Origin of the sequence: Streptomyces sp. NPDC058308 (assembly GCF_042880275.1) — a bacterium.
Classification (GTDB): Bacteria; Actinomycetota; Actinomycetes; order Streptomycetales; family Streptomycetaceae; genus Streptomyces.
This window is the reverse complement of sequence record NZ_JBHVZA010000019.1, coordinates 125,643-147,890: the sequence shown is the minus strand read 5'-3', so window position 1 is coordinate 147,890 and position 22,248 is coordinate 125,643. Positions and strand designations below refer to the sequence as shown.

Here is a 22,248-nt window from a genome sequence, read left to right as displayed (position 1 = left end):
CGGCGACGACGTGCACCCTCAGCCCTCCGGCGACAGCGACCCCGCGGCCGCACCCACCGCCGTACAGTCCGCGCACACCACCGTGCCGCAGCCACCGGCCACACCGACGCGGCAGTTCACCGCCGTCCCGCACCCCCCTGGCCAGGCCGCTCACCGGCAGAGCCCCGCCCGCATCGGCCCCTACGAGGTCTTCCAGCTCCTCGGCGAGGGCGGCATGGGCAGGGTGTTCCTGGCCAGGTCGCCGGGGTCGCGGCTGGTCGCCCTGAAGGTCATCCGGCCCGAGTACGCCGAGACGCCGAACTTCCGCGGGCGGTTCCGGCGCGAGGCCGAATCCGCCCGCCGTGTGAGCGGCTTCTTCACCCCGCCGGTGCTCGACGCGGACGCGGACGCCCCGCAGCCCTGGCTGGCCACGGCCTACGTCCCCGCGCCGTCGCTGCACGATGTCGTACGCGGCTTCGGTGTACTGCCCGAGGCCGGTCTGCGGGCCCTGGGCGCCGGCCTCGCGGAGGCGCTGCCGGCCATCCACGACGCCGGCATCGTCCACCGCGACCTCAAACCCGGCAACGTACTCATCACCGAGGACGGGCCCCGCGTCATCGACTTCGGCATCAGCAGGGCGGTGGACGCCACCCAGGTGACCCGGACCGGCGCCGTGATGGGGACACCCGGATTCATGGCGCCCGAGCAGATCATGTCGAGCCGCGAGGCCGGGCCTGCGGCCGACATCTTCTCCCTGGGCTGCGTCCTGGTCTTCGCGGCCACCGGTCGGGGCCCCTTCGGTACGGGAGGGACGGCCGAGATCCTCTACCGGGCCGTCCACCACCCGCCTCGACTGGACGGCGTGCCACCGGCGTTGGGGCCGCTGATCGGCGCCTGCCTGGACAAGGATCCCGCCCGCAGGCCGCCCGCCGCGTCGGTACTGGCCGCGCTGGGGGACACCGACCCCGCCGCGCTGCTCATCGAGGGCCTGCGGGAGGACCTGGCGCGACGGCAGGCGCACGCCGCCGTCCTGGTGTCCGCGCCGCCTGTGCCCATGGCGTCCCTCGCGCCGCCCGACGACCCGTTCGCCGCCGCCGTTCCCCGGGGCCCGAGCCGCCGTAGGTTCCTGTGGATCGCCGCGGCGGGCACCACCGTCGCGGCGGGCGGCGGGGCCGCGGCACTGGCCAGGCGGCGGCAGGAGCCCGGCAAGGCCCCCGCCCACAGCGGCACCAGTACCGGCACCACCGGTCGGCCCGCGGCCAAGGTCCCGGCCGGCCCGCGGCCGCGCTGGTCGGCCCCGCTGAAGAAGCTGGCGAGCGCTCGACTCCAGCTCCTGGGGGACGTGTTGGTGCACTGGGAGCAGAGACGCGCGACCGCCTACGACACCGCCACCGGGAAGGAACGCTGGGCGGGCTCGCTGCGGCTGCCCTCCGGCGTCTCGGGGGACCCGAAGTGGCTGGGCGTGCGCGGGCCGACGCTGTACGCCTCGGCCTGGAGCGGCGAGCACGGCTATCTGCTCGGCGTCGACGCCCTCGGGAAACAGAAGTTCACGCACACGGTCACCGAACAGGGCGCCGACGGCGGGTTCGCCGACTTCGCCGAGAGCGTCCTGTCCGTCGCCGGTTCGGTCGCGGTCGTCGGGACCAGTGGCGACAAGGGGTACGGGGTGCTCGCGGTCGATCTCGGCTCGGGCGAGGTGCTGTGGTCGCGCAAGGTCAAGGGGAGTGACTTCCAGGCGTACGCCGAGGGGAGCCGCTGCTTCCTCCAGGACAACGGCACCCTCCATGGCCTCGCCCTGCGCTCGGGCGCCGAACGGTGGAAGGTCCGGGGCGTCATCAAGCCCGGCGCCTACCCCCACCTGTCCTCCGACGGCGAGACCCTGCTCGTCACCAGCACCAAGGTGCAGGCCTTCCGCGCCGCCGACGGCAAGAAGCTGTGGACGGCCGTCAATGAGACGACCACCATCAGCGCGGCCAGGGTCCGCGGCGGGCGGGCCTACCTGTACGACGGCGCGGGCACCGTGTTCGCCCTGGACATGCGCGGCGGGAAGCAGGTGTGGCACACGGCGAGCCCGGTGCACCTGACGACCACCGGCGGCGCACAGGACCAGGGACCCGCCGTCTCCTCGTCCGTGCTGGCCGTCGCCACCTGGGCCACCGGCGACGTCCCGGGCTTCGTCGTCCTGCGCGCGGACGACGGCAAGCCGCTCTGGGCGCACCAGCCCTCGGGCGGCACGGCCGGGGGCGCCCCCGGCGGTAAGACCGACTGGCTGCTCCAGCTCTCCGGCGGCACTCTCTTCGCCGCCTCCGACACCACCCTCCACGCCTTCCGGAGCGACTCGCCGTGACCATGCCGCCCACACCGCCCATGCCGCCGTCCGCGCCGACGCCGCCCGGTCCGGCACCGGTCACGCCGCCCCCGCAGGCCGCCTCCCCCTCCCCCGCCTCGTACATCGGCCCCTACCGGGTGATCCGGGAGCTCGGTGCGGGCGGCATGGGCCGTGTCCATCTCGCCGCGTCGCGCAGCGGCCGTGCGGTGGCCGTCAAGGTCGTGCGTCCCGAACTCGCGGCCGACCCCGATTTCCGCCGCCGTTTCAGGGCCGAGGTCGACGCCGCCCGCGCGGTGTCCGGCGCCTTCACCGCGCCGGTCGTCGACGCCGACCCCGAGGGGCCGCAGCCGTGGCTGGCCACCGCGTACATCCCCGGCCCCTCCCTCATCGACGCCCTGGACGCCCACGGGCCCATGCCCGAGCCGACCGTTCGCGTACTCGGCGGCGGCCTGGCCGAGGCGCTGGCCGCGATCCACCGCGCCGGGCTCATCCACCGCGACCTCAAGCCGTCCAACATCCTGCTCACCCTCGACGGCCCCCGGGTCATCGACTTCGGCATCAGCCGGGCCGTCGACGGCACCGTGCTCACCGCCGAGGGCCAGGTCGCGGGCTCGCCCGGCTTCATGTCGCCGGAACAGTCGAGAGGGGGCGAACTCACGCCCGCCAGCGACGTGTTCGCCTTCGGCGCCGTGCTCGCCTTCGCCGCCACCGGCGTGCCGCCCTTCGGCACCGGCGCGGTACACGCCCTGCTCTACCGGGCAGCCTACGAAGAACCGCAGCTGACCGGCGTCCCCCACGGCCTGCTCGGCATCATCGCCGCGTGCCTGGACAAGGATCCCGCGCGCCGCCCCACCGTCGAGCAGCTGCAGGCCTGGCTGCGCCCGGAGACCACCGCGGGATGGCTCGGCGCGGTCGAGCTCCGGGTGACCGAGGATCAGCGCACGCTGGACGACACGCTGCGCGCCCCGTTGCTCGGCCGCCGCAGGTTGCTGACCGGAGGCGCCGTGCTCGCCGTGACCGCGGCGGCGGGCGGCACGGCGTGGTTCCTGCGCTCGCGCGGCGAGGACGGCGGGGGCACGACCGCCACCCCCGAACTCGCCTGGGCCAAGGAGCTTCCGCGGCCAGGCATGTTCCTGCGCGCGGTGACCCGGTCCACCCTGCTGTGCACCGAGAAGGCCTCCGGTGCCTGCTTCGACCGGAGCACCGGCAAGCTCCTGTGGAAGGACCTAGGCGGCCAGAACACCGACGCGCTCCCCGACGACAAGCGCGTCTACACGGTGCGCACCGACGGCAAGGTGCACGCGTTCGACGGCCGGTCCGGCAGGAAGCTGTGGGAGGCGTCCCCGGCCGGGGACAGCGCGCCCGAGCTGGACTTCTCGGACGGCGAGGTGGTCATGACCAAGAGCCGCGGACGCGCCCGGGCCCTGGAGGCGTCGAGCGGCGAGGTGCGGTGGACCGCACGGGACGTGAAGGGCGTCAGCATGACCATCGGCGCCACCCCGGCGGGCGCACTGCTCATCTGGGGCGACCCGTCGAAGACCGATCCGGCCGCGATGCTCAGGGGTTACACCGCCCTCGACCGGCGGACGGGCGAGCGCGTATGGACGAAGGACCTCGTCACCCTCGGCACACCGGAGAGGAGCAAGGTCCTCTACGGCATCGACGCCGGCATGAAGTTGCTCGCCCTCGACCCCGACGACGGCCGCACACGCTGGAGCAGGCCCACCGAACTCCCGCCGACGAACAGTGAGATCCTCGGCTTCTCGGGGTCTCTGAGCCTGCTCGAAGGCACCCTGTTCTGCTACCCGAGCACCGGCTTCAGCGGTTCACGGCGCGGCCTGCTCGCCGCCTTCGACCCGGCGTCGGGCAAGACGCTCTGGACGGTGCGGACCGGCGCGCGCGGCAACCGCGGTTTCGCGCGCGCCGGTGCCACCGTCTGCTACCTGGACAAGAAGGTCTTGTACGGCATCGACGCCGGGACCGGCGCGAGACGCTGGACGGCGGGGGCGGGCCTGGACGACCTCGAACTCCTGGGCGCGCTGCGCGGCCTCTTCCTCGCCGCGGGTACGAAGGGGCTGTACGCCTTCCACGCCGGCACCGGCAAGCAGGTCTGGCACCACCGGGTCACCGGTGGCTCCGGATCCTGGTCGGCCGAGACCGTCGGCGACGACCTGTACGCGGCCTGGTCCGGCAAACTCTTGCGCTTCTCGGTGCCCTAAAGGTGTCGCAGAAGGCTGTGTTCGGGCAGGCCGGGCCCGAGCAACCCGGCACGTGGGGAGAACCGACTACATAACGCGAAGGCGCGCGCTCCCTGCCCGGGCGTCCGCTGTGGGCAGTCAGGTTTCGGTCCCGCGGACGCATGAGGTAAGAAGACATCCGTGACCGAACCGCCCCAGACCGCCTCCCAGCAGGCGTTTATCGCCCTCGCGCCGCCCGACGACGCGAAGAACGAGCTGGCGCACGCGCTGAGCCCGGCCTACGCCGCCTATCCCGACCTGCGCTGGAACCGCATCGAGGACTGGCACATCACCCTGGCGTTCCTGGGCGAGCTGCCGGTGCAGGCCGTCCAGCGGCTTCGTTCACCCCTCGCCGATCTGGCGGCTGCCCGACCCTCGCTCGAACTGTCGCTGCTCGGTGGCGGACACTTCGACGAGCGGGTGCTGTGGAGCGGCATCGGGGGCGATCTCGGCCAACTGCACGAGCTGGCCGAAGCGGTACGGGCGCGGGTCAGGGACTGCGACATCGCCTTCGCCGAACGTCCGCTGCGTCCCCATCTCACGCTGGCCCGCGCTCGCCGCTACGACACCGCGTCCGTAACGGCGGCGGCCACCTGCCTCGACGGCTTCACCGGACACCCTTGGCAGACCGAGCGCCTCCACCTGGTCGGCAGCACGATGAACGGTCACCCCGGCCCGCGCCGCTATCAGGACATCGACGCATGGACCCTGGTCACTGGGCAGCCGCCTCGGCCCCACACGCCCTGAACCCCACCCCCACACGCATACAGCCACCCCTCCCCCCCTTCCTCACATCACACCCTGCTCCTAAGACTGATGAGCCCATCGCTGCCACCCCTGAGTGAAGCGATCGCCGTCGCGCCCCGAGCCTGGCTGGGCACCGGACCGTTGTCCGAACCGACGTCGCCCTCCTGCGGCCCCGGCCTCCGGGCGCGGTACGCCGCCCGGTAGGCGGCGGGCGAGGAGCCGAGCTGGCTGCGGAAGTGCCCGCGCAGCGCCACCGCCGAGCGGAACCCGCAGCGCCCCGCGATCTCGTCCACCGGATACTCCGACGTCTCCAGGAGCCGCTGGGCCTGCAGCACCCGCTGGGTGATCAGCCACTGCAGCGGCGCGCTGCCGGTCAGCGAGCGGAACCTGCGGTCGAAAGTGCGCCTGCTCATGTACGCACGCGCGGCCAGAGTTTCTACGTCGAATTGCTCGTGCAGGTGCTCCAGGGCCCACGCGACGACCTCGGCGAGCGGGTCCGCGCCGATCTCCTCGGGCAGCGACCGGTCGAGGTAGCGCTCCTGCCCGCCGGAACGGCGCGGCGGCACCACGAGACGACGGGCCAGGGCTGCCGCCGCCTCGTTGCCATGGTCGGAGCGCACGATGTGCAGGCACAGGTCGATGTCCGCCGCCGTGCCCGCCGAGGTCAGTACGTCGCCGTCGTCCACGAAGAGTTCGCGCGGGTCGACGTGTGCCGACGGATAGCGCTTGGCCAGCGTCGGTGCGTACATCCAGTGGGTGGTGGCCGGCCGCCCGTCCAGCAGCCCGGCGGCCGCGAGCACGAAGGCCCCGGTGCACAGGCCGACGATGCGCGCTCCCTCTTCATGCGCGCGCCGCAGGGTGTCCAGCGCCTCCCGCGGCGGCGGCGAGGTGATGGAACGCCAGGCGGGCACCACGACGGTACCGGCCCGCGCGATGGCCTCCAGGCCGTAGGGCGCGCTGAGTTCGAGCCCGCCGGTGCTGCGCAGCGGGCCCTCCTCGCCCGCGCACACCAGCAGGCGGTACCGGGGCACCCCCGCGTCCTCGCGGTCGATTCCGAACACGGAGAGTGGAATCGAGCTCTCGAAGATGGGGCCACCGCTGAACAACAGCACGGCGACAACCTCCCGGCGACGCCGCCCGCCGGGCCTCCGTACACCTTCTGACCCTGGCGAATACCTCGACCGGTCCCCCGCACGGACCTCTGACCGATCGTGCGGGTGCTCGTACGACCGGTCATGTGCACGGTCATACGGCCGGTCATCCGCCGAAAGCCTCGCCGCCCGCCGTCCTTCGGCGGGCGACTTTGCCGCCTCCGCCGGCCCACCGGCAACGCTCCCCGCCCCGCCGCCGTGTGTCGCGAGTGCGGAAGCCGCCCCGCCCGACGGCATGCCAGGGCCGGGACGGCCGGAATCGGGCCCCGCAGCCTGCCCCAAGCGCGCTCGGATCCCCTCCAGGCCCGCTTCGCTGTCAAAGGTCTCTTCGAGTGCCTGACCCACCGCGTCTTCGGTGGCCTCAAGGGCCCTGGTCAGGATCTCGTCGCCGGTCACATCCGGTTCGTCATGCATCGCTCGCCTCCCCGCTCACGACAGCCAGCCGACTGCGGGCCTGGTGAATCAGGTTGCGTACTGTGCTGTTGGTGACTCCCATGTCCTGAGCCGCCTCGTCGGTCGAACATCCCGCGATGTGTACGAGGACCAGAGCCTGACGCTGACGTTCCGAGAGATCTCCGATGGCGTCCAAGACGTTACGGAACTTCTCTCTCACCGTCACTTGGTCCTCGACCGGCATCACGCCACCGTCCCGGTCCATCTCCTCCCCCAGCAGCACCGTCTCGGCCCCACGTCGATATACCGACATCGCGTGCCGGACCGCGGTTTTGACGAGCCAGCCCTGCCAGTTCCTGATCTCCTCGGCTCCCGGCTTGCGCAGGTATTCCCCAGCTTGCACGAAAGCATGCTGGCAACCTTCCCAGCCGTCGTGGCTGTTCCCGGCCGCGGCCACCGTCGCTTTCCGGAGCACCACCTTGCCGTACTGCCGGAAAAGGGTCTCGACCCGCGCTGCGCACGCGTCACTCCATCCGTCGGGCTCCCCGTCCGCATCAGGCGGCCGCTCATCGGTATCGCTCGTCACTGGCGCCCGCCCCTCCAGCCCCTGGGACGGTGATCTCCCACTCACTCATCGCCCTTCCCTGAGCATCCCGCGCTCTGAAGCGGACCTGCGTCCCGCCGGGTGAAAGCCGCAGCACGGCGACAACCGCAGCCCATCGGGCCCGCTCCCGCACTCGGTACGCGAGCGCGGCCACCATGGTGCCCAGGACGGGCAGGCCCGTGCAGGCCAACAGCCACACATTGTCACCCACGGCGTTCGTCTCATCCATGTCGACGACAACTCCTTCTGCCCGATAGAGAGTTGAGGAGCCCAAAACGTCTAGGCGCCCGAGCCGACATCTATTCCGTACCCGCTCACCCGCCCGGAACGCGAGTCCGAGTGGCGCTCCATCGCTACGGTTCAGCCAGAACCGGCCAGAACCGGCCCGGCGCCGAAACCACCGATGACGGCGAACCGTTCCAGGTCGACGACGGCGATCCGGCGACCGGGAGTGGACAGAACCGGCGGCACGGAGGCGTCGTGGGGGCGCACCAGACTCACCGTGTGCGACAACAAGCCGGTGACAAAAGCCCGTTCGCCGTCCCGGCTGAGGGAGAACAGGTGGGTCTGCACCCCATGGGTAGGCACCACTCTGGTCGGCGCCTCGTCGGCGGTCGGAGCGTCAAATCCGAGCAGTACCGCCTTTTCCAGGCTCAGGGCGTACAGCCGGTCGCGGCTATCGATCCCCATGCCATGGATACGGTTGAAGGGCCGCGTGTTGAACTCGTGCGGATAGTCGGGCAATGGGACCCTCTGCCGACGCTGCACCGAGACACATCGCAAAAACTGACGGCGTGACCGCTTTTCTCGACCATCACTAATTCGTCGGCCCGTTGGTCGACCTGTTCCTCGGCGCGATCCGCCTGGGAGGCAGCTGACACCGGCACGGTCAATCCGCTCGCCAACACCCCTGCCCCCGCCGCTTTCATCACCGGACGACGTGTCGTCACATGGCCCGCCTCGATTCCTCGGCAACCCGCTGGACGCGGCTCGGCTCAACTGGTGACATGTCTATCTTGTGGTGAAAAGCGCCCTATGCGCCACGTGCAATTTGCCCCGTGATGCACACCTCTGCACCCTTGGAGGCGTATATAAAGCATTGCCTGCATTGCGGAGCCCTCGACCGGAATGGCGCACCCGCGCTATGCCATCGAGTCGCCTTTCGATCCGCGCCCCATTCGGTGAAATGAGTCACACCGCTCGTCCTGGCCCGGAGTGAGGACCTGAAGCGCATTCGCGTTCCACCCAAAGCGAGTTGGGTCTAGTCGATCAAAGAAAGCAAGGGCCTCCCGATTGCCCCTGGCCGACCCCGCACATTCCCCCGCCAAATGTGGACCTTGTTCCGTTCTGACTTTCTCGTCTAACGTCACGCCCAATCCCGGATGGAACGCCGAATCCTGCCGCTGTCCGGAAACCTACTCACCCACTCACTTACGCACGGCAGGAGCGGGGAACCCAGGTATGCCGCCAGTCCGGATTCCGGAACGGCTCGGGGTGAAGTCGCCATATCAGCGCGACCGGACATCTCCCGTCCGAACCCGACAGCTCACCTCGCAGGCGACGGAGAGGAATTCGTCATGCCTGCAAAGGGAAAGCACCGCCGCCCCAAGTCCAACTCGCTCAGCCGGGGCATCGCCGCCGCAGGCGCGGGCGGGACGGTGCTCGTCCTCCCGGTGCTCGGCGCGACCACCGCCACCGCGGCGCAGGCCGACGCGGCCGCCAAGCCCGCCGCGGCCCCGACGACCTACGTCGTCGCGGCCGGTGACTCCCTGTCCAAGATCGCACAGGAGCACTCCCTGAGCGGTGGCTGGAAGAAGCTGTACCAGGACAACCGCGGCGTCCTCGGCGGAGACCCGCAGCTCATCCACCCCGGGCTCAAGCTCACCCTCAGCAGTGCGGGCACAGCCGAGCCCGCGCAGAAGTCGACCGCGTCCAACGCGTCCGCCGAGCGGGCGGACCGCTCCGAGCGCCAGGACGACCTCGCCGCCGAGCCCGCCGCTCCCCCGGCGCAGAAGTCCTACACCAACGACCTGGACGGCTGGATCAACGAGTCGCTCGACATCCTGGCCCAGCAGGGCATCCCCGGCTCGTACGAGGGCATCCACCGCAACATCATGCGCGAGTCCTCCGGCAATCCCCTGGCCATCAACAACTGGGACTCCAACGCCGTGGCCGGGACCCCCTCCAAGGGGCTCCTGCAGGTCATCGGCCCCACCTTCGCGGCCTACCACGTGCCCGGCACGTCGATGGACAGCTTCGACCCGGTCGCCAACATCACCGCCGCCTGCAACTACGCGGCCGACCGGTACGGCTCGATCGACAACGTGGACGGCCCGTACTGACCTCGCCCTTCATGCGGCAAAGCGGCAGGGGGCGGGCAGGGCGTACGGAGGATGTGCCGACGCCCTGGTCAGACAACTGCCGCGAACGTCGTGATCGCCTCGACGAGGTCGGCCGGAGCTTCCAGCGGGATCAGGTGCCCCGTCTTCGGAATCACCGTGAAGTCGGCCCCGGAGAGATAGGGAACCAGGTTGGCGAGGAGCACGTCGACGGGCTCGACGCGGTCCTGCTCTCCGGCGATGACCAGGGCGGGGACGCTGATCATGCGGGTGTGCTCGGTGATGTCCTCCGCGATGCCGCGCAGCGGCCACTCTGTGCGGGCGGTGTCGGCGCCCGCACGCGAATCGGTCGCGACCTGCGCCTTGATCGATGCGGGCAGCTCGGTCGCGGTGAGGATGCCGTCCCGTGCGACGGCGACGGATTCGTCGGAATCGTAGGCGTGGGAGAGGCCTTCCCGGTACTCGGGAGTGATCTGCTCTGCGGGCTTCGCCGGACCGGGGCCGACGAGGACGATCCCGCGGAGGCCGGCGGGCCGGGCCGCTGCGATCAGCTGCGCGACCTTGCCGCCCATGGAGTGTCCGACCAGCACGTACTCGGTGATGCCCGCGTCGGCGATCACCGCGAGCGTGTCGTCCGCGAGCCGGCGGAGCGTGTAGGGGCCGGGCAGGCCGCTTGAGCGGCTCCACCCACGGAAGTCGACTGTGAGGACGTCGCGGCCCGGGAGGCGGTCGACGACGAGGTCCCAGGTGCGGGCGGAGCCACCCCAGTAGTGCAGGAACACCAGGGTCGGTCCGGCCCCCGGCCGGTGGTCGTAAGCGGGCAGCAGCGGTTGCTGTGTCGTGTTCATTCGCGATGCCTCGATCAGTGCTCTGCGGCGGATCTCCCTTGTCTCCATTGGATATCCGCGGCTCTCCAGAGGCATCGGCACGATTGGTCGCCCGATGGTGGAAACTGGACACATGGCCGCGATCCGACAGATGACCTACCAGCCCGTCGGGCACGGTGCCGCCGCTGTCGAGACGATGACGTTCGCCCGCCTTCGCGAGCTGAACGACGGCGGCACGCAACGTGCCGACTTCCACGTCCTGGCCGTCGTCGACGCCGGACACGGCTCCGTCACAATGGACTTTCGCCAACTCCCCCTCAGGGAGCGGTCCGTGGTGTGGATCATTCCCGGCGCGGTGCACCGATGGGACGACATCGCCGAGGTGGCCGGGCACATCGTGCTGTTCATCCCGACTGCGCCGGTCACCCACGCCACCCGAGAGCTCGTCGCGTCCCCTGACCTGGTCGCGCAGTGGAGCATCGACGAGGCCGACTGGCCGTTCGTCGACGCCGCGCGGAACCACCTGCTCCTCGAAGCGTCCGCCCGGCCCCGAGACGTGCCGACGGAGTTGCCCGAGATCCTGCTCTCCGCACTCATCGCCCGGATCCGGCCGCCGCACGGCGAAGCGCGGTCGGCGAATGACGAACGGCCGGTGGGTGAAGAACGGCCGGTGCGTGCAGAACGGTCGGCGAGTCCGGTGTTCCGGCTGTTCCGGTCCAGTGTCGAAGCGCACTTCCGGGAACATCATGACGCCGGCTACTACGCCCGGGCCCTGGGATACACGCCCCGCACCCTCTCCAGAGCAGTGCAGCAGGCCACCGGCCTCACCGCGAAGGCCTACATCGTCGATCGCATCATCCTGGAAGCCAAACGCCTCCTCGCACACGACCGCCTCACCGCAGCCCGCTGCGCCGCCACACTCGGCTTCCCCGATGCCTCCAACTTTTCGGTGTTCTTCCGAAAGGCGGCAGGCGTACGCCCGGGTGCATGGCAGGAAGCGGAGATGACGCGGCGTCCGACTCGCTCAGCGCAGGTTCACTAAGGGCTGTCCGGCATCTGCTGACGAGCCCCGAGCAGGCTGGGGCGTCAGAGGCGTGCGCTGCCGACATGTTGGGGCTGGGCGCGTCATCCGTGGCTGGATGCTCTTTGTAGCAGGTGGTCGATGTGCCGTTGGAGGATGGCCAGCGCCATCTCCGGAGAGTGGTGGCCTGCCAGGACGTGGACCGTGAGGCCATCAGCCACAGCGAGGAGGGTGTGGGCCTCGCGGGTGGGGTCGAGGTGCTGTGGAATTTCCTGGGTGTCCTGGCCGTAGCGGATGAGCCACGCGATGAGGTCATGGAGCTTGGCATAGGTGTCGTGCAGGACGGCTGCCAGTTTTTCGCTGGCCGGTGCGCGGGTGACGAAGGCCAGCCAGACGTGCGCCTGCGTCTTCGATTCCTCATCCAGCAAGGCGAGTTCGGCCATGGTGTGTGACAGCAGAGTGGATGCGGCCTGAGGGGCGGAGGCTGTGTCGATGCGCTGGTTGGCGCGTTCGCTGACGTGTTGGGAGACGTGCTCCAGCGCGAAGAGCAGCATGTCCTCCTTGGTGCTGAAACACCGCTGGACGGCGCCCATGGACACGTCTGCCTCAGCGGCGACGTCGCGGAGGCTGACGGCTTCCATGCCGGAACGCGCGATCAGAGTGCACACTGCCTCGGCGATCCGTCGGCGTCGGTCCTCGTAGTCGACCTGCCTAGGCACACTCAGCTCCTCCTCTTTTCTGATGCACTTGCATCATATCCTGCCGCACTGCACGATGTGATGCGACCGCATCGAAAACGATGCGCGCACACTGGGGAGGACGCCCATCATGGGGAAGCAGCTCAAGAAGTCGGACAACAGCTCGGGCCAGGGGCTGCTCTGGCTGTTCGGTGCCATCCTGGCCGTCCAGGGGTTCGGCTCCGCCATCACAGAGGCCGGGTGGGATACAAGCTTCGGTGTCGCCGGCCTTCTGCGGGCAGCCCACGTGCCTGAGTGGGGAACCCTCCTGGTCGGCTTTGCCGGTGCCGCCCTACTGGTGACAGCCGCGCGCCGTCACCATGCGAGGAGGCAGGCGCCCCGCCGTCCATGAGCGGGCCACAGCCCAACCACCGCTGCATGGGAAGCTCTTGTCGTGACCGGTGTGATCACGGCGTCGGAGCCTTCCTGGATCGCGCCGTGCACCGGGCTGAGCCCACGGCTGTTCCGGAAGTCGGTGACAGGGCTGCGCCGCGAGGGCGCTGACGCGGTACGGCGCGGTCGGCCCTGGAGCCTGCCACTGGAGGACAGGGCCGTGCTGGTCGCCGCCTACTGGCGCACCAACCTGACCCTGCGGCAGCTGGCCCCGCTGTTCGGCGTCTCGAAGTCCGCCACCGACCGCAGGCGGAACACAATCGCTCACACAAGAACATTTCTGACGGAGCGTTGGCGGCAAAGGGCGACTCGACCAACCAAGAGCTCCCGCGACCCCCTCACACAGTCAACGGCACCGGATGGATCTCGTCGGCCCGGTGGCCCGCGCGCTCGTGAATACGTTGGACCGCGTCGGCCGACGGAGCTTCCGAGAGGCAGTAGACCGTGCCGGACTGTGGATCCGCCCAAGCCTTCTCGAAGTGAACGCCTTCTTCGTTCTCGATCGCGAGGTCGGCCTGGTGGGCCTCCCGCAGTTGCTCGGCCGTTATGTCGTTCATCCCGTGGTGGACGTCCATGAAGTGGGACATGACGTCGCACCTCCCTTCGACGGGCGCGCCTGGCAGTCTCCAGCTCAAGCTCAAGCCGCGGCGCCAAGCCCGCTATCTCCATCCTGCGCCCGTCCGAGCGGAAGGTCGACAGGAAGCGGAGGGCCGACAGGAAGCCGTAGACCTGGCCGACCACGGAGCTCTCCGCGAGCCCCCGCCCACCCGGCGCAACGTTTCTGCGGTGAATAGCTTCCCCCACTCGGATCAGGCCTCTGCCAGGCTTCCGGGACGTACCGCCGGAGACCACCCAGCCTGGCTTGGTGATCAAGAACTTCATCCGTGGCTTCGCCGCGCTCAGCCTGTCCCTGACCCCTCTCCTCGCGCCGGCACCGGCGCCCGCACAAACCGTCCCGATGAGCGGCCCCTCGGCCACCCCCACCGAGACCACGACCTTGGCCGACGCCGTGCACCGCATCCCGGTCTCCGACGAGCGCCGCGAGGGCTACGCCCGCGCCGCCTTCCAGCACTGGAACGGCGGCGCGAAGAAGTCCGACGGCTGCAACACCCGCGCCGAGGTGCTGATCGCCGAGGCCAGCGAGGAGCCGTCCGTCGGCGCGGGCTGCAAGATCACCGGCGGTGAGTGGCTTTCGTACTACGACGGCCAGGAGGTCGAGGACTCCCGCAGGCTCACCGTCGACCACATGGTCCCGCTCGCCGAGGCCTGGGATTCCGGTGCCTCCACGTGGAGCGCGGCACGCCGCGAGGCCTACGCCAACGACCTGGGCGCACCGGCGTCTCTGGTCGCCGTAACCACCCGTACGGCCCGCAGCAAGGCCGACCGGGACCCCGCGCACTGGCTGCCGCCGCTGCCCACCGCGCACTGCCGCTACCTCTCGGACTGGGTGGAGACCAAGCTGCGCTGGGACCTGGCGGCAGACCCGGCCGAACTCGACGCCATCGCCGTCTTCGCCTCCGGGCAGTGCAAGCGCACCGCGGTCACCTACACCGCCGCCTCGTAGAACACGGCCCACGCCTTGCCATTCCTAGGGGCCTTAGGTTTAACCTAGGGCCCCTAGGAAAACGTGGAGGGCACATGGTGCGGGCAGGACTGACCGCGGAGCGGGTGACGATCGCGGGCGCCGAGCTGGCCGACGAGGTGGGGCTCGAACACGTCACCATGTCCCAGGTAGCACGTCGGCTCGGCGTGAAGGACGCGAGCCTCTATACGCACGTTCGCGGTCTGGAAGATCTGCGCGGGCGGATCGCGTTGCTGGCGGCGGACGAGAAGACCATCCGTATCGCGGAGGCGACCGCCGGACTGTCGGGCAGAAACGCGCTGATCGCCTTCGCGACCGCGTGGCGGGAGTACGCCCACCAGCATCCGGGCCGCTACACGGCGACGCAGACCCCGATCCAGATCGACCCCGAGCTGGCCACGAGCGCGCCCGGACCGCGGCGCGCGGTCGAGCTGACGTACAGCATGCTGCGCGGCTACGGACTGGCCGAGCCGGACCTGACCGACGCGGTCCGGTTGCTGCGCAGCACGTTCCACGGGTTCGTCGCCCTGGAGGCCGCGGGTGGCTTCGCGCACCAGCGTTCGCCGCAGCAGTCCTGGGTCCGCGCCCTCGACGCCTTGCACATCCTCCTGGAGCACTGGCCCCCGTCCCGAGAAGGAGACTCAGCATGAGTGAGACACCCAAGACGACCGGACTGACCGGCACGACCAGCATGGCCGAGCCGACCATCGGCAGCCTGCGCGTGAACGGCGCGACTCTGCACTACGAAGTGCGCGGCCAGGGCCCACTCCTGCTGCTGATACCCGGAGGGACCGGCGGCGCGGCTGCCTTCGACGCCGTCGCCGACGGCCTCGCCGCCGAATACACGGTCGCCACCTATGACCCGCGCGGGATGTCGCGCAGCACGCTGGACGCCCCCGAAGCCGAGCAGAGCCTCGCCGAACATGCCGACGATGCGTTGCGCATCCTGGAACTGCTGTCACCCGGCGAGCCCGCCCGGGTCTTCGGCACCAGTTCGGGCGCTATCGCCGCCCTGCACCTTCTCACCACCCACCCCGAACGCGTCGAACGCGTCGTGGCGCACGAGCCCCCGGTGGTCACGATCCTGCCGGATGCCTCCGAGCATCGCGCGTTCATCGCGCGCGTACAGGAGACGTTCCACACGCAAGGACTCATGCCTGCGATGGCGCTGTTCGCCGCAGGGCTGAAGAAGGGAGACGACGAGACCACCGAGCCGAAGGCGGAGACCGAGGCCGAGGCGAAGGCCAAGCTTCCGCCGCAGGCGGCGGCGAGGGCTGAAAGCACGATGGCCAATCTGCCGTACTTCGTCGGGAGCATTGTTCCCAGCTTCATGACCCACACCCCGGACCTCGACAGCCTGGAGACACTCTCGGAGCAACTCGTGCTCGCCGGCGGCCAGGACTCTCGTGGCGAACTCCCCTACCGCGCGGTGGCGTTCATGGCCGAGCGGCTTGGCGCGGAACTCCAGCACTTTCCCGGCGGCCACATCGGCCTGACAACGCATCCCGCCGAGTACGGCGAGCTCCTGCGCAAGGCGTTCCGCGGATAGCTTGTTCCTCGACCACCGGGCAGCCAGCCGCCAGGTCATCCCACGGACTCCCTGGAACCTGCCCGAGAGTGACGCGACTGAGGAGTGGACCGATCAGAAAGCACGCGACAACTTCCTGTCAATGGTGGTAAGTTGGCGCATGCTTGATCACATCGCTATCCAAGTGCATGACATCGCGGCCAGCGCCGCTTTCTACGACGCCGTACTCGCTCCGCTAGGTGGCCAGCGCAAGAAGCAGTTCGGCGAGAACATCAGCTTCGGGGTAATCGGCCACCCGTTGTGGCTGGTCCCCGCGACCGACCCTGCGCCTGCGCGTGAGCTGCACATCGCATTCGCCGCACCCGACCGCGCCGCCGTGGACGCCTTCTACGCGGCGGCGCTCGCGGTGGGTGCCGAGGTCCTGCACGCACCCCGGCTCTGGCCGGAATACCATGAGTCCTACTACGGAGCCTTTGCCCGCGATCCTGATGGGAACAACGTCGAAGCCGTCTGTCATCGACCCTGAGAGTTCGTAACAGGACTTGTTGAGGTGCCCTGGTCGGGCGTGACCGAGGTAATGAACCAAGGTAATGACTCGGCGGTTCGTCGTGCGTGACGACGCGGCCGTCGATCGTGGGCGTCGAATCCTGGGCTGCTCGAATCGTTGTTGCCATCCTGACCCGAGGAGGCAAGCGCGCACAGGAGCGAGCCCGTCGAGCTTCCAGAGCATCGCCTCTCGCATCACTCGCAGGTCACTGTGCAGGTACTCTTTCGCGAAATTAACGATCATGCGAGACGACTCTGCCAGGATCAGCGGCGGGCCGGGACAGGAACGTCTCACTCACCCCACCGGGCCGTCACCCCTACAAGATCTTGTTGCGAGTACTAAGACGTCGTTGCATTTGGTCTGATCGCCAGTGTTTGAGCGTGACGATCGTGGAGCGTCTGGTCCCTGATGGTCGCGGTGCGCGATCGACTCGGTGAACATGCGGGCTCTCAAAGGGGGGATCTGACAGGTCCGAATCCTGTGGATCGCGGCAAGAAGGGCTCGAAAATCCACTTACTGACTGATCGGTCCGGTCTGCCTCTCTCCATCGGGATCTCCGCGGCAAACACTCACGACAGCTTGGGACTTGAGCCGCTGGTGCGGGGCATACCGCCAATCCGCTCCCGCCATGGCCCCCGACGGCGCCGTCCCGCCAAGCTCCATGCCGACAAAGGATACGACTACGACCACCTGCGTCAATGGCCCCGCGGTCGCCGCATCACGCCGCGGACAGCCCGCAAGGGCGTCGACTCCTCGACCAGGCTTGGCCGACACCGCTGGACCGTCGAACGGACGGTGAGCTGGCTCGGCGGCGTTCGCAGACTCCACCGCCGGTACGAACGCAAGACCGGCCACTTCCTGACCTCCGCGGGCATCGCGGCAATCCATATCTGCCACGGCCGTCTGACCACGGGACGCACTGCTCGCTAGCATCGCCCCTCATGATCGCAGTGGTCGTCACCATCGGGCTGGCGTTCGTCGGCTATGTCGTCACCTACCTCAACGGCTTGCGTCTGTCACAGCGTCAGGAACGTCTTGCTCGAGTGAATCGCCAGCTCGGCGACTTCTACGGGCCCCTGTTCGCTCTCTCGGAAGCCAACAGTCACACCTTCAGCGCGTTTGTGGAACGTCACGCTCGCCCTGGCGGAAAGTCGCCGTTCGCTCATGAGTCCCCGCCTACTCCTGAAGAGCTCACCGAGTGGCGGCTGTGGGTCACTACCGTCTTTCTTCCCAACATTCAGGCCATGCGCGACCTGGTCATTAACCACGCGGACCTGTTGAGCGAACCAGAGATGCCGCCGCTTCTGCTCCAGCTGTGCGCGCATGTGTCTGGCTATGAGATCACAACCGCCCGTTGGGCGCAGGGACACCGCGACCAGCACCTCTCGGTGGTGTCGTTCCCCAGCGAGGAGCTCGCCGCCTACGCACGCCAGGGATTCTCCGCGCTGAAGAAGGAACAGGCCCGGCTATTGGGGCAACGGCAGGGGGCCTGACCAATTGCAACGATCTCTTAGAGCTCCTAACAGAAGTGAGTGATCGTGTGACTGTCGATCTGCCTGTTCGTTGGTCCGGTCGCGGGGAGGTGACAGTCGTGGCCGTGGATCGCCACGGATGAACTGTTGTCGTTGATCGAGCCGCTACTGCCGAAGCCGGGGCCAAAGCGCGTCTTGGGCCGACTGCGGGGGCCGAACCGGCAGGCCCTGTACGGGATTCTGTTCGGATTGCATACCGATATCCAGTGGGCGTACTTGCCGCGGGAGCTGGGCTTCGGTTCGGGCATGGCCTGCTGGCGGCGCCCGGTGGCGTGGAATGAAGCAGGTATGTGGGTCCAACTGCACGTGCTGCTGCGGGAGAAACTGCGGTCAACGGACGAACTCGACTGGTCCCGGGCGGCGATCGCCTCCTCCCATGTCAGGACTGCTCGGCGCGGCCCAAAAGCGGGCCCAGCCCGGTCGACCGCGCGCGTCCGGGCAGCAAGCACCACGTCCTCGTCGACGGGCAAGGCGTCCCGCTCGCGATGTCGCTGATCGGCGGGGGAACCGCAACGACGTCGCCCAGTTGCTGCCCCTGCTCGACAAGGTTCCCGGCGTGGTCGGCCGGATGAGTCAGCCGGCCATGCCGACGGTGGACGACCTACTGGCTGACCGTGGCTACGACCACGACAAGTACCGGCGCTTGCTCTGGAAGCGAGGCACCCGCCCGGTCATTGCCGAACGCAGCCAACCGAACGGCTCCGACCTGGGAGTCTTTCGCTGAGTGGGCGCAAGGACGATCGCCTGGCTGCACAGCTTCCGCCGACTTTGGATCTGATCGGGACAAGGTGACGACGTCCACGAAGCGTTCCTCGGCCTCCCCACATGCCTGATCACCTACCGGCCCTGCACAACGCCTTTTAGGACCTCTAAGCGACGACTTCGGAGGCGACCCGTACGGCACCCTGCGGCACGTCGACGGCTACGTGCCCTCGGCCGAGCGGCGCCTGATCAACCTGTAGGCTGCCCGGCCGGCCGACACGATCCCGGACCCGGAGATCGAGGTGGCGATCACGGTCGCCTGCACGGAAGCCGCCGCCACTCACCGCGAGCGGGAGGGTCTGCGCGCCCGCTACACGGCCGCTGTCACCGACACGGTCGCCGCGATCCTCACGGGCCATATGGGGCGGGCAGCGGATCATCCCGCGCCCTGGCGCACCAACCCGACCGGACGGGGCCTGACGGCCGTGGACGGCGGCAGCGGCCGCTACGAGCTCGACACGCGCCGGGCCAGGATCGCCGACCTCAGCGACGACGGCCTCGGCACCGCCGAGCACATCCTCGGCCAGCACCTGACGGCGAAAGTGCCCGACCTGGACGGGTCTGGTGGTTCACCCGCACCGGCCGCCCGGACGCCCGCCAGCCCGACAACACGGCCCTGTCTCACTTGTTCGGCCAGCGGACGACACGTGTTGTCGAGGAATCCTCACGGGAAGGTCACGGGACTGCATGCAACCGTGACACACATCACAGCCTACACATGGCATTAATAGGTGCATTAGCCACTCGGTGGCATTGCTCCAGCGCTCTCAACCCGCTTAGAACGGCCTATGGCGAGGACCGCACAACTCGCCTACTAGTGAGGAGACATGGGTTGAGGCACAGACAGATATCGAAATTAGTACGGAGGGCAGCCATAGGCGCCGCCCTCGCTCTCCTACTCGGTTCCAGTCCGGCACTCGCCGCCGGAGCCGAGGAAAGCATCGACCCCAATGCGGCACCTTCCAGCCGCCCCGCAGCCGGCCCCGAGTCCCGCACTGTGACTGCAGGCAGCAGGCCAGAGTCCGGCAAGACCCCAAAGGCTGGGCCGGAGTTCAAGCAGGTCGGCGGCGTGTGGAACGTCACCAGCCCCGAGACGGTCCTCCGCAATACTGTGACCGACGCGGACGGCGACAAGAGCACCGAGTCTTTCGAGGTCTGGACCACTGACGCCGACGGCAAGGCGAAGGACCTAGTCAAGTTGAAAGACGATGAGTACGGAGTGCTCGTCTCCCCTGCTGTGCCTTCCGGCAGCACGGCCGAGGTCACCGTTCCCGCCGGCAAGCTGAAGCCGGGCGTCACCTACACCTTCCACACCTCCGCGTTCGACGGCGATCTGTATGAGACCAAATGGTCTCCGTGGGCCAAGTTCCGCATCGCCCCCTACGCGACCTTCCCTGCCCCGCAGGCGAGTTCAAACATCGATCCGGTGGCCCAGAAGGCACAAGAGATCTTCCGCAGCGACCCCGGCGCGTTGGCGATCCGCAAGGCCGGGGGAACGAACTGTTCAAAGGCCGACGCGCAAGGCCGCCAGGTGTGCCTCAAGTTCCACCCGGCATCCGAGAAGCAGAAGTCTCTGCTCTCCCCCAGAGCAGAGGTTCCGGACCTCGTGCCGTGGTGCTCCGACAAGCCGTCGGGCCACGACTACATCAACCGCGCCGATGCCTGCCTGAATAATGTCGGCAGCGCCTCGTTGATCTTCACTTCCGGTGGAGAGCCGGACAAGCCCCCCTTCGGCGTGGCGACGTTCAACTTCCAGCAGCGGCTGAAGGCGTACCCGAACAAGACGTCCGGCGGCAGCGACTTCGCGGAGTTCGACCAGCAGTTGTTCGTCACCCCCACCTCCATCGACCCGCAGCTTCTTGGCGTCCGCCTCACCTGGAACGCAGGAACGGTCTGCGACCACTGCACCAGTACCCCGGTGGCATGGAAGGACTACAAGACGGGGCAGGCCGAGAGGGGGTACTGGCTAGACAGCGAGGTCGGCCAGACGCAGGTTGCCAGCACCACCACGAAGTGGACCGGCACCGGTAAGGAGACCATCGGCCTGACGTGGGACATGGTCGGCGCTGTCGACGTCGATCTTGACCTCGCCGCGCGCGCCAACTTCGGCACCAGCGGTAAAGAACTCAAGGTTCGCTGCGACGATCTCAGCAAGAGCAGCCCCACACCCGGGTGTGTACTTCCGTACTACACCCCGACCTACACGATGGACACCAACCTCTACCCGGCAGCCGGCGCCTATTACTGGTTCATGCAGCAGCGCATGACCGGAAGGCCCGGTACCGGCGACACGCCCATGCACTACCTCGGCTCGGACACCGCCAAGACCACCCCGAACGGCGCGCCGTGGACCAGTGGCGACAGTCGAAAAGTGGTCTGCCCGACCGCTTGGCCAAAACATCCCATGCACGCTTCGACGGGGTCGCCGACCTGCGATGAGTTCGCTATGGCCTCGGCCCACGAGAGCGGTGGCTACCCCGACGCCGGCAACAAGTACCAGGTCTCCTCAGGAGACAAGTGCGCACAGCTCTACGCCAACCCCTCGGGGAGCTCCTTCGGTCTTTTCGCCGACACACGCGAGGACAAGAACGGCCCCTCCAACGCCGAGAAGTGCGGCCGCGCCACGATCCCCAAGGTTCAAAACGAGGGGGCCTTCCACACGTTTCCGGCCCCTGCCTGGCGCATGCTCGACAATGACGCCTTCTACCTCAGTAACCCTGGCTTCGAACACTGCACCGCCACCAGCAGCACCTGCGCGTGGAAGAAGATCAGCTAGATCCTCGTGACGTGTGGGGTGAGTACGTACGCTCACCCCACACTTCTCACCCAGCCAACGGCTCCCATGCCGCTCGCTCGGCCGCACCCACCGGCACCCCCCACACCAAGAACCCGTTCATCAGGCCAACCCCTGCCTGTCCTGCGAGCTCCGGAATCTCCAGGACGTCAGCCATCTCCTCCAAGTAGCCCGTCAGCGACTCGAACTGGATACTGCGCTCCGCATACTCACCCCAGTACCAGATCTTGCCGGTCTCAGCGTCCACACACAGACCAGACAGAGCATCTGAGTCCTTCGCAGCGAAGGGAATCCAGGAGGGCCGCCACACCGTGATCTCTTCTGTACTACCCGTCCGCTGCTGCGCCTTTAGATCTTGCTGACGCAGCAACATCTTTCCCTGATAGACGGAGCGGACGTCCTCGAACGACATCAGTACACACTCCTCCGGCATGAACTGAGGCGTTGAATCCGGTCCCGCACCCGCCCGACGACTCCACAACGCCCTCAGCCCCATGGGCAGACGCACACCCAAAGACGCCTGCAGTTCGTCGAGCTCCGCCTCGGAAGCGCCAGGCAACAGGCTCGCGAATGTCGCCGGAGCGTTCCGTTCAAGCCAGGACTCAATACGCTGCCAGGCGTCGTCTATCTGACGCCACTCGATGTTCTGCTCGCGTGCCGTATGACCATCCATGCCCAACACGCTACCGCCAGCTGTTCACGTGCTCAGTACGGGACGCAAGGGTGCGGGCAAGTTGGCACCAGCT

General features: G+C 68.5%; 20 protein-coding genes, 3 pseudogenes and 1 riboswitch. Of the genes and pseudogenes, 16 read left to right on the top strand and 7 right to left on the bottom strand.

Annotation, left to right across the window (positions count from 1 at the left end):
* Positions 1-10 precede the first annotated feature (10 nt).
* The 3 genes from ACFVYL_RS25165 (at position 11) to thpR (ending at position 5,292) form a co-directional block, all read left to right on the top strand.
* Positions 11-2,326: a PQQ-binding-like beta-propeller repeat protein gene (locus ACFVYL_RS25165; protein WP_389719636.1), complete on the top strand. Its 2,316-nt coding sequence runs from the start codon at positions 11-13 to the stop codon at positions 2,324-2,326.
* 2 nt (positions 2,327-2,328) lie between these two features.
* Positions 2,329-4,527 carry a PQQ-binding-like beta-propeller repeat protein gene (locus ACFVYL_RS25160; RefSeq protein WP_389719686.1) on the top strand — a complete coding sequence of 733 codons (2,199 nt, stop codon included), beginning with the start codon at positions 2,329-2,331 and terminating at the stop codon, positions 4,525-4,527.
* Between the two features lie 159 nt (positions 4,528-4,686).
* Entirely contained in the window at positions 4,687-5,292 is a 606-nt protein-coding gene (gene thpR / locus ACFVYL_RS25155) for an RNA 2',3'-cyclic phosphodiesterase (protein ID WP_389719634.1), read from the top strand.
* 47 nt (positions 5,293-5,339) lie between these two features.
* On the opposite strand, the gene ACFVYL_RS25150 is transcribed toward thpR, so the two are convergent.
* The 3 genes from ACFVYL_RS25150 to ACFVYL_RS25140 form a co-directional block, all read right to left on the bottom strand.
* Positions 5,340-6,404: a helix-turn-helix domain-containing protein gene (locus tag ACFVYL_RS25150; RefSeq protein ID WP_389719633.1), complete on the bottom strand. Its 1,065-nt coding sequence runs from the start codon at positions 6,402-6,404 to the stop codon at positions 5,340-5,342.
* A 445-nt stretch (positions 6,405-6,849) separates the two neighbouring features.
* On the bottom strand, positions 6,850-7,422 hold the full coding sequence (locus ACFVYL_RS25145; protein WP_389719631.1) for an RNA polymerase sigma factor: 573 nt from the start codon (positions 7,420-7,422) through the stop codon (positions 6,850-6,852).
* Between the two features lie 378 nt (positions 7,423-7,800).
* Complete coding sequence (locus tag ACFVYL_RS25140; RefSeq protein WP_389719629.1) at positions 7,801-8,184, bottom strand: hypothetical protein; 384 nt, start codon at positions 8,182-8,184, stop codon at positions 7,801-7,803.
* 666 nt (positions 8,185-8,850) lie between these two features.
* A riboswitch (cyclic di-AMP (ydaO/yuaA leader) is annotated at positions 8,851-9,013 on the top strand.
* Between the two features lie 4 nt (positions 9,014-9,017).
* Here ACFVYL_RS25140 and ACFVYL_RS25135 point away from each other — a divergent pair.
* Positions 9,018-9,782 (top strand): transglycosylase SLT domain-containing protein, encoded by a 765-nt coding sequence (locus ACFVYL_RS25135; RefSeq protein WP_389719627.1) that lies wholly within the window; start codon positions 9,018-9,020, stop codon positions 9,780-9,782.
* A gap of 68 nt (positions 9,783-9,850) precedes the next feature.
* On the opposite strand, the gene ACFVYL_RS25130 is transcribed toward ACFVYL_RS25135, so the two are convergent.
* Complete coding sequence (locus tag ACFVYL_RS25130) at positions 9,851-10,627, bottom strand: alpha/beta fold hydrolase (protein ID WP_389719626.1); 777 nt, start codon at positions 10,625-10,627, stop codon at positions 9,851-9,853.
* Between the two features lie 112 nt (positions 10,628-10,739).
* On the opposite strand from ACFVYL_RS25130, the gene ACFVYL_RS25125 reads away from it, so the two are divergent.
* Entirely contained in the window at positions 10,740-11,648 is a 909-nt protein-coding gene (locus ACFVYL_RS25125) for a helix-turn-helix domain-containing protein (RefSeq protein ID WP_389719624.1), read from the top strand.
* Between the two features lie 83 nt (positions 11,649-11,731).
* Here ACFVYL_RS25125 and ACFVYL_RS25120 read toward each other — a convergent pair whose 3' ends face one another.
* Positions 11,732-12,346, bottom strand: coding sequence for a TetR/AcrR family transcriptional regulator (locus ACFVYL_RS25120; protein ID WP_389719622.1), 615 nt, complete (start codon positions 12,344-12,346; stop codon positions 11,732-11,734).
* A 109-nt stretch (positions 12,347-12,455) separates the two neighbouring features.
* Between ACFVYL_RS25120 and ACFVYL_RS25115 the strand changes: the two genes are divergently transcribed.
* Positions 12,456-12,716 (top strand): hypothetical protein, encoded by a 261-nt coding sequence (locus ACFVYL_RS25115; protein ID WP_389719620.1) that lies wholly within the window; start codon positions 12,456-12,458, stop codon positions 12,714-12,716.
* A gap of 42 nt (positions 12,717-12,758) precedes the next feature.
* Positions 12,759-13,076 (top strand): annotated as a pseudogene (locus ACFVYL_RS25110) (transposase family protein); the annotation flags it as partial.
* A gap of 19 nt (positions 13,077-13,095) precedes the next feature.
* Here the strand turns inward: ACFVYL_RS25110 and ACFVYL_RS25105 are convergent.
* Complete coding sequence (locus ACFVYL_RS25105) at positions 13,096-13,344, bottom strand: SCO4226 family nickel-binding protein (protein ID WP_389719618.1); 249 nt, start codon at positions 13,342-13,344, stop codon at positions 13,096-13,098.
* Between the two features lie 278 nt (positions 13,345-13,622).
* Here ACFVYL_RS25105 and ACFVYL_RS25100 point away from each other — a divergent pair, with 278 nt between their 5' ends.
* The 9 genes and pseudogenes from ACFVYL_RS25100 to ACFVYL_RS25060 all read left to right on the top strand — a co-directional run bounded on the left by ACFVYL_RS25100 (position 13,623) and on the right by ACFVYL_RS25060 (position 21,484).
* Positions 13,623-14,321, top strand: coding sequence for an HNH endonuclease family protein (locus tag ACFVYL_RS25100; protein ID WP_389719617.1), 699 nt, complete (start codon positions 13,623-13,625; stop codon positions 14,319-14,321).
* Positions 14,322-14,395: 74 nt separating this feature from the next.
* Positions 14,396-14,989 carry a TetR/AcrR family transcriptional regulator gene (locus tag ACFVYL_RS25095; RefSeq protein WP_389719616.1) on the top strand — a complete coding sequence of 198 codons (594 nt, stop codon included), beginning with the start codon at positions 14,396-14,398 and terminating at the stop codon, positions 14,987-14,989.
* Between the two features lie 41 nt (positions 14,990-15,030).
* Complete coding sequence (locus ACFVYL_RS25090) at positions 15,031-15,888, top strand: alpha/beta fold hydrolase (RefSeq protein WP_389719685.1); 858 nt, start codon at positions 15,031-15,033, stop codon at positions 15,886-15,888.
* Between the two features lies 1 nt (position 15,889).
* Positions 15,890-16,393, top strand: coding sequence for a VOC family protein (locus ACFVYL_RS25085; protein WP_389719614.1), 504 nt, complete (start codon positions 15,890-15,892; stop codon positions 16,391-16,393).
* Between the two features lie 430 nt (positions 16,394-16,823).
* A pseudogene (locus ACFVYL_RS25080) lies at positions 16,824-17,344 on the top strand (IS5 family transposase); the annotation flags it as partial.
* A gap of 11 nt (positions 17,345-17,355) precedes the next feature.
* Positions 17,356-17,907 (top strand): hypothetical protein, encoded by a 552-nt coding sequence (locus ACFVYL_RS25075; protein ID WP_389719613.1) that lies wholly within the window; start codon positions 17,356-17,358, stop codon positions 17,905-17,907.
* A gap of 108 nt (positions 17,908-18,015) precedes the next feature.
* Positions 18,016-18,808: pseudogene (locus ACFVYL_RS25070) on the top strand (IS5 family transposase); the annotation flags it as partial.
* A gap of 142 nt (positions 18,809-18,950) precedes the next feature.
* Positions 18,951-19,436 carry a hypothetical protein gene (locus ACFVYL_RS25065; RefSeq protein WP_389719611.1) on the top strand — a complete coding sequence of 162 codons (486 nt, stop codon included), beginning with the start codon at positions 18,951-18,953 and terminating at the stop codon, positions 19,434-19,436.
* A 269-nt stretch (positions 19,437-19,705) separates the two neighbouring features.
* Complete coding sequence (locus ACFVYL_RS25060; RefSeq protein ID WP_389719610.1) at positions 19,706-21,484, top strand: hypothetical protein; 1,779 nt, start codon at positions 19,706-19,708, stop codon at positions 21,482-21,484.
* A gap of 46 nt (positions 21,485-21,530) precedes the next feature.
* On the opposite strand, the gene ACFVYL_RS25055 is transcribed toward ACFVYL_RS25060, so the two are convergent.
* Complete coding sequence (locus ACFVYL_RS25055; protein ID WP_389719608.1) at positions 21,531-22,175, bottom strand: SMI1/KNR4 family protein; 645 nt, start codon at positions 22,173-22,175, stop codon at positions 21,531-21,533.
* Positions 22,176-22,248 lie beyond the last annotated feature (73 nt).

Bases quoted from the DNA above. Each gene is read 5' to 3' on its own strand.
- ACFVYL_RS25095 (WP_389719616.1), top strand. From the start codon at position 14,396: ATGGTGCGGGCAGGACTGACCGCGGAGCGGGTGACGATCGCGGGCGCC.
- ACFVYL_RS25075 (WP_389719613.1), top strand. From the start codon at position 17,356: ATGATCGCAGTGGTCGTCACCATCGGGCTGGCGTTCGTCGGCTATGTC.
- ACFVYL_RS25115 (WP_389719620.1), top strand. From the start codon at position 12,456: ATGGGGAAGCAGCTCAAGAAGTCGGACAACAGCTCGGGCCAGGGGCTG.
- ACFVYL_RS25135 (WP_389719627.1), top strand. From the start codon at position 9,018: ATGCCTGCAAAGGGAAAGCACCGCCGCCCCAAGTCCAACTCGCTCAGC.
- ACFVYL_RS25125 (WP_389719624.1), top strand. From the start codon at position 10,740: ATGGCCGCGATCCGACAGATGACCTACCAGCCCGTCGGGCACGGTGCC.
- ACFVYL_RS25130 (WP_389719626.1), bottom strand. From the start codon at position 10,627: ATGAACACGACACAGCAACCGCTGCTGCCCGCTTACGACCACCGGCCG.
- ACFVYL_RS25055 (WP_389719608.1), bottom strand. From the start codon at position 22,175: ATGGATGGTCATACGGCACGCGAGCAGAACATCGAGTGGCGTCAGATA.
- ACFVYL_RS25090 (WP_389719685.1), top strand. From the start codon at position 15,031: ATGGCCGAGCCGACCATCGGCAGCCTGCGCGTGAACGGCGCGACTCTG.
- ACFVYL_RS25160 (WP_389719686.1), top strand. From the start codon at position 2,329: ATGCCGCCCACACCGCCCATGCCGCCGTCCGCGCCGACGCCGCCCGGT.
- ACFVYL_RS25105 (WP_389719618.1), bottom strand. From the start codon at position 13,344: ATGTCCCACTTCATGGACGTCCACCACGGGATGAACGACATAACGGCC.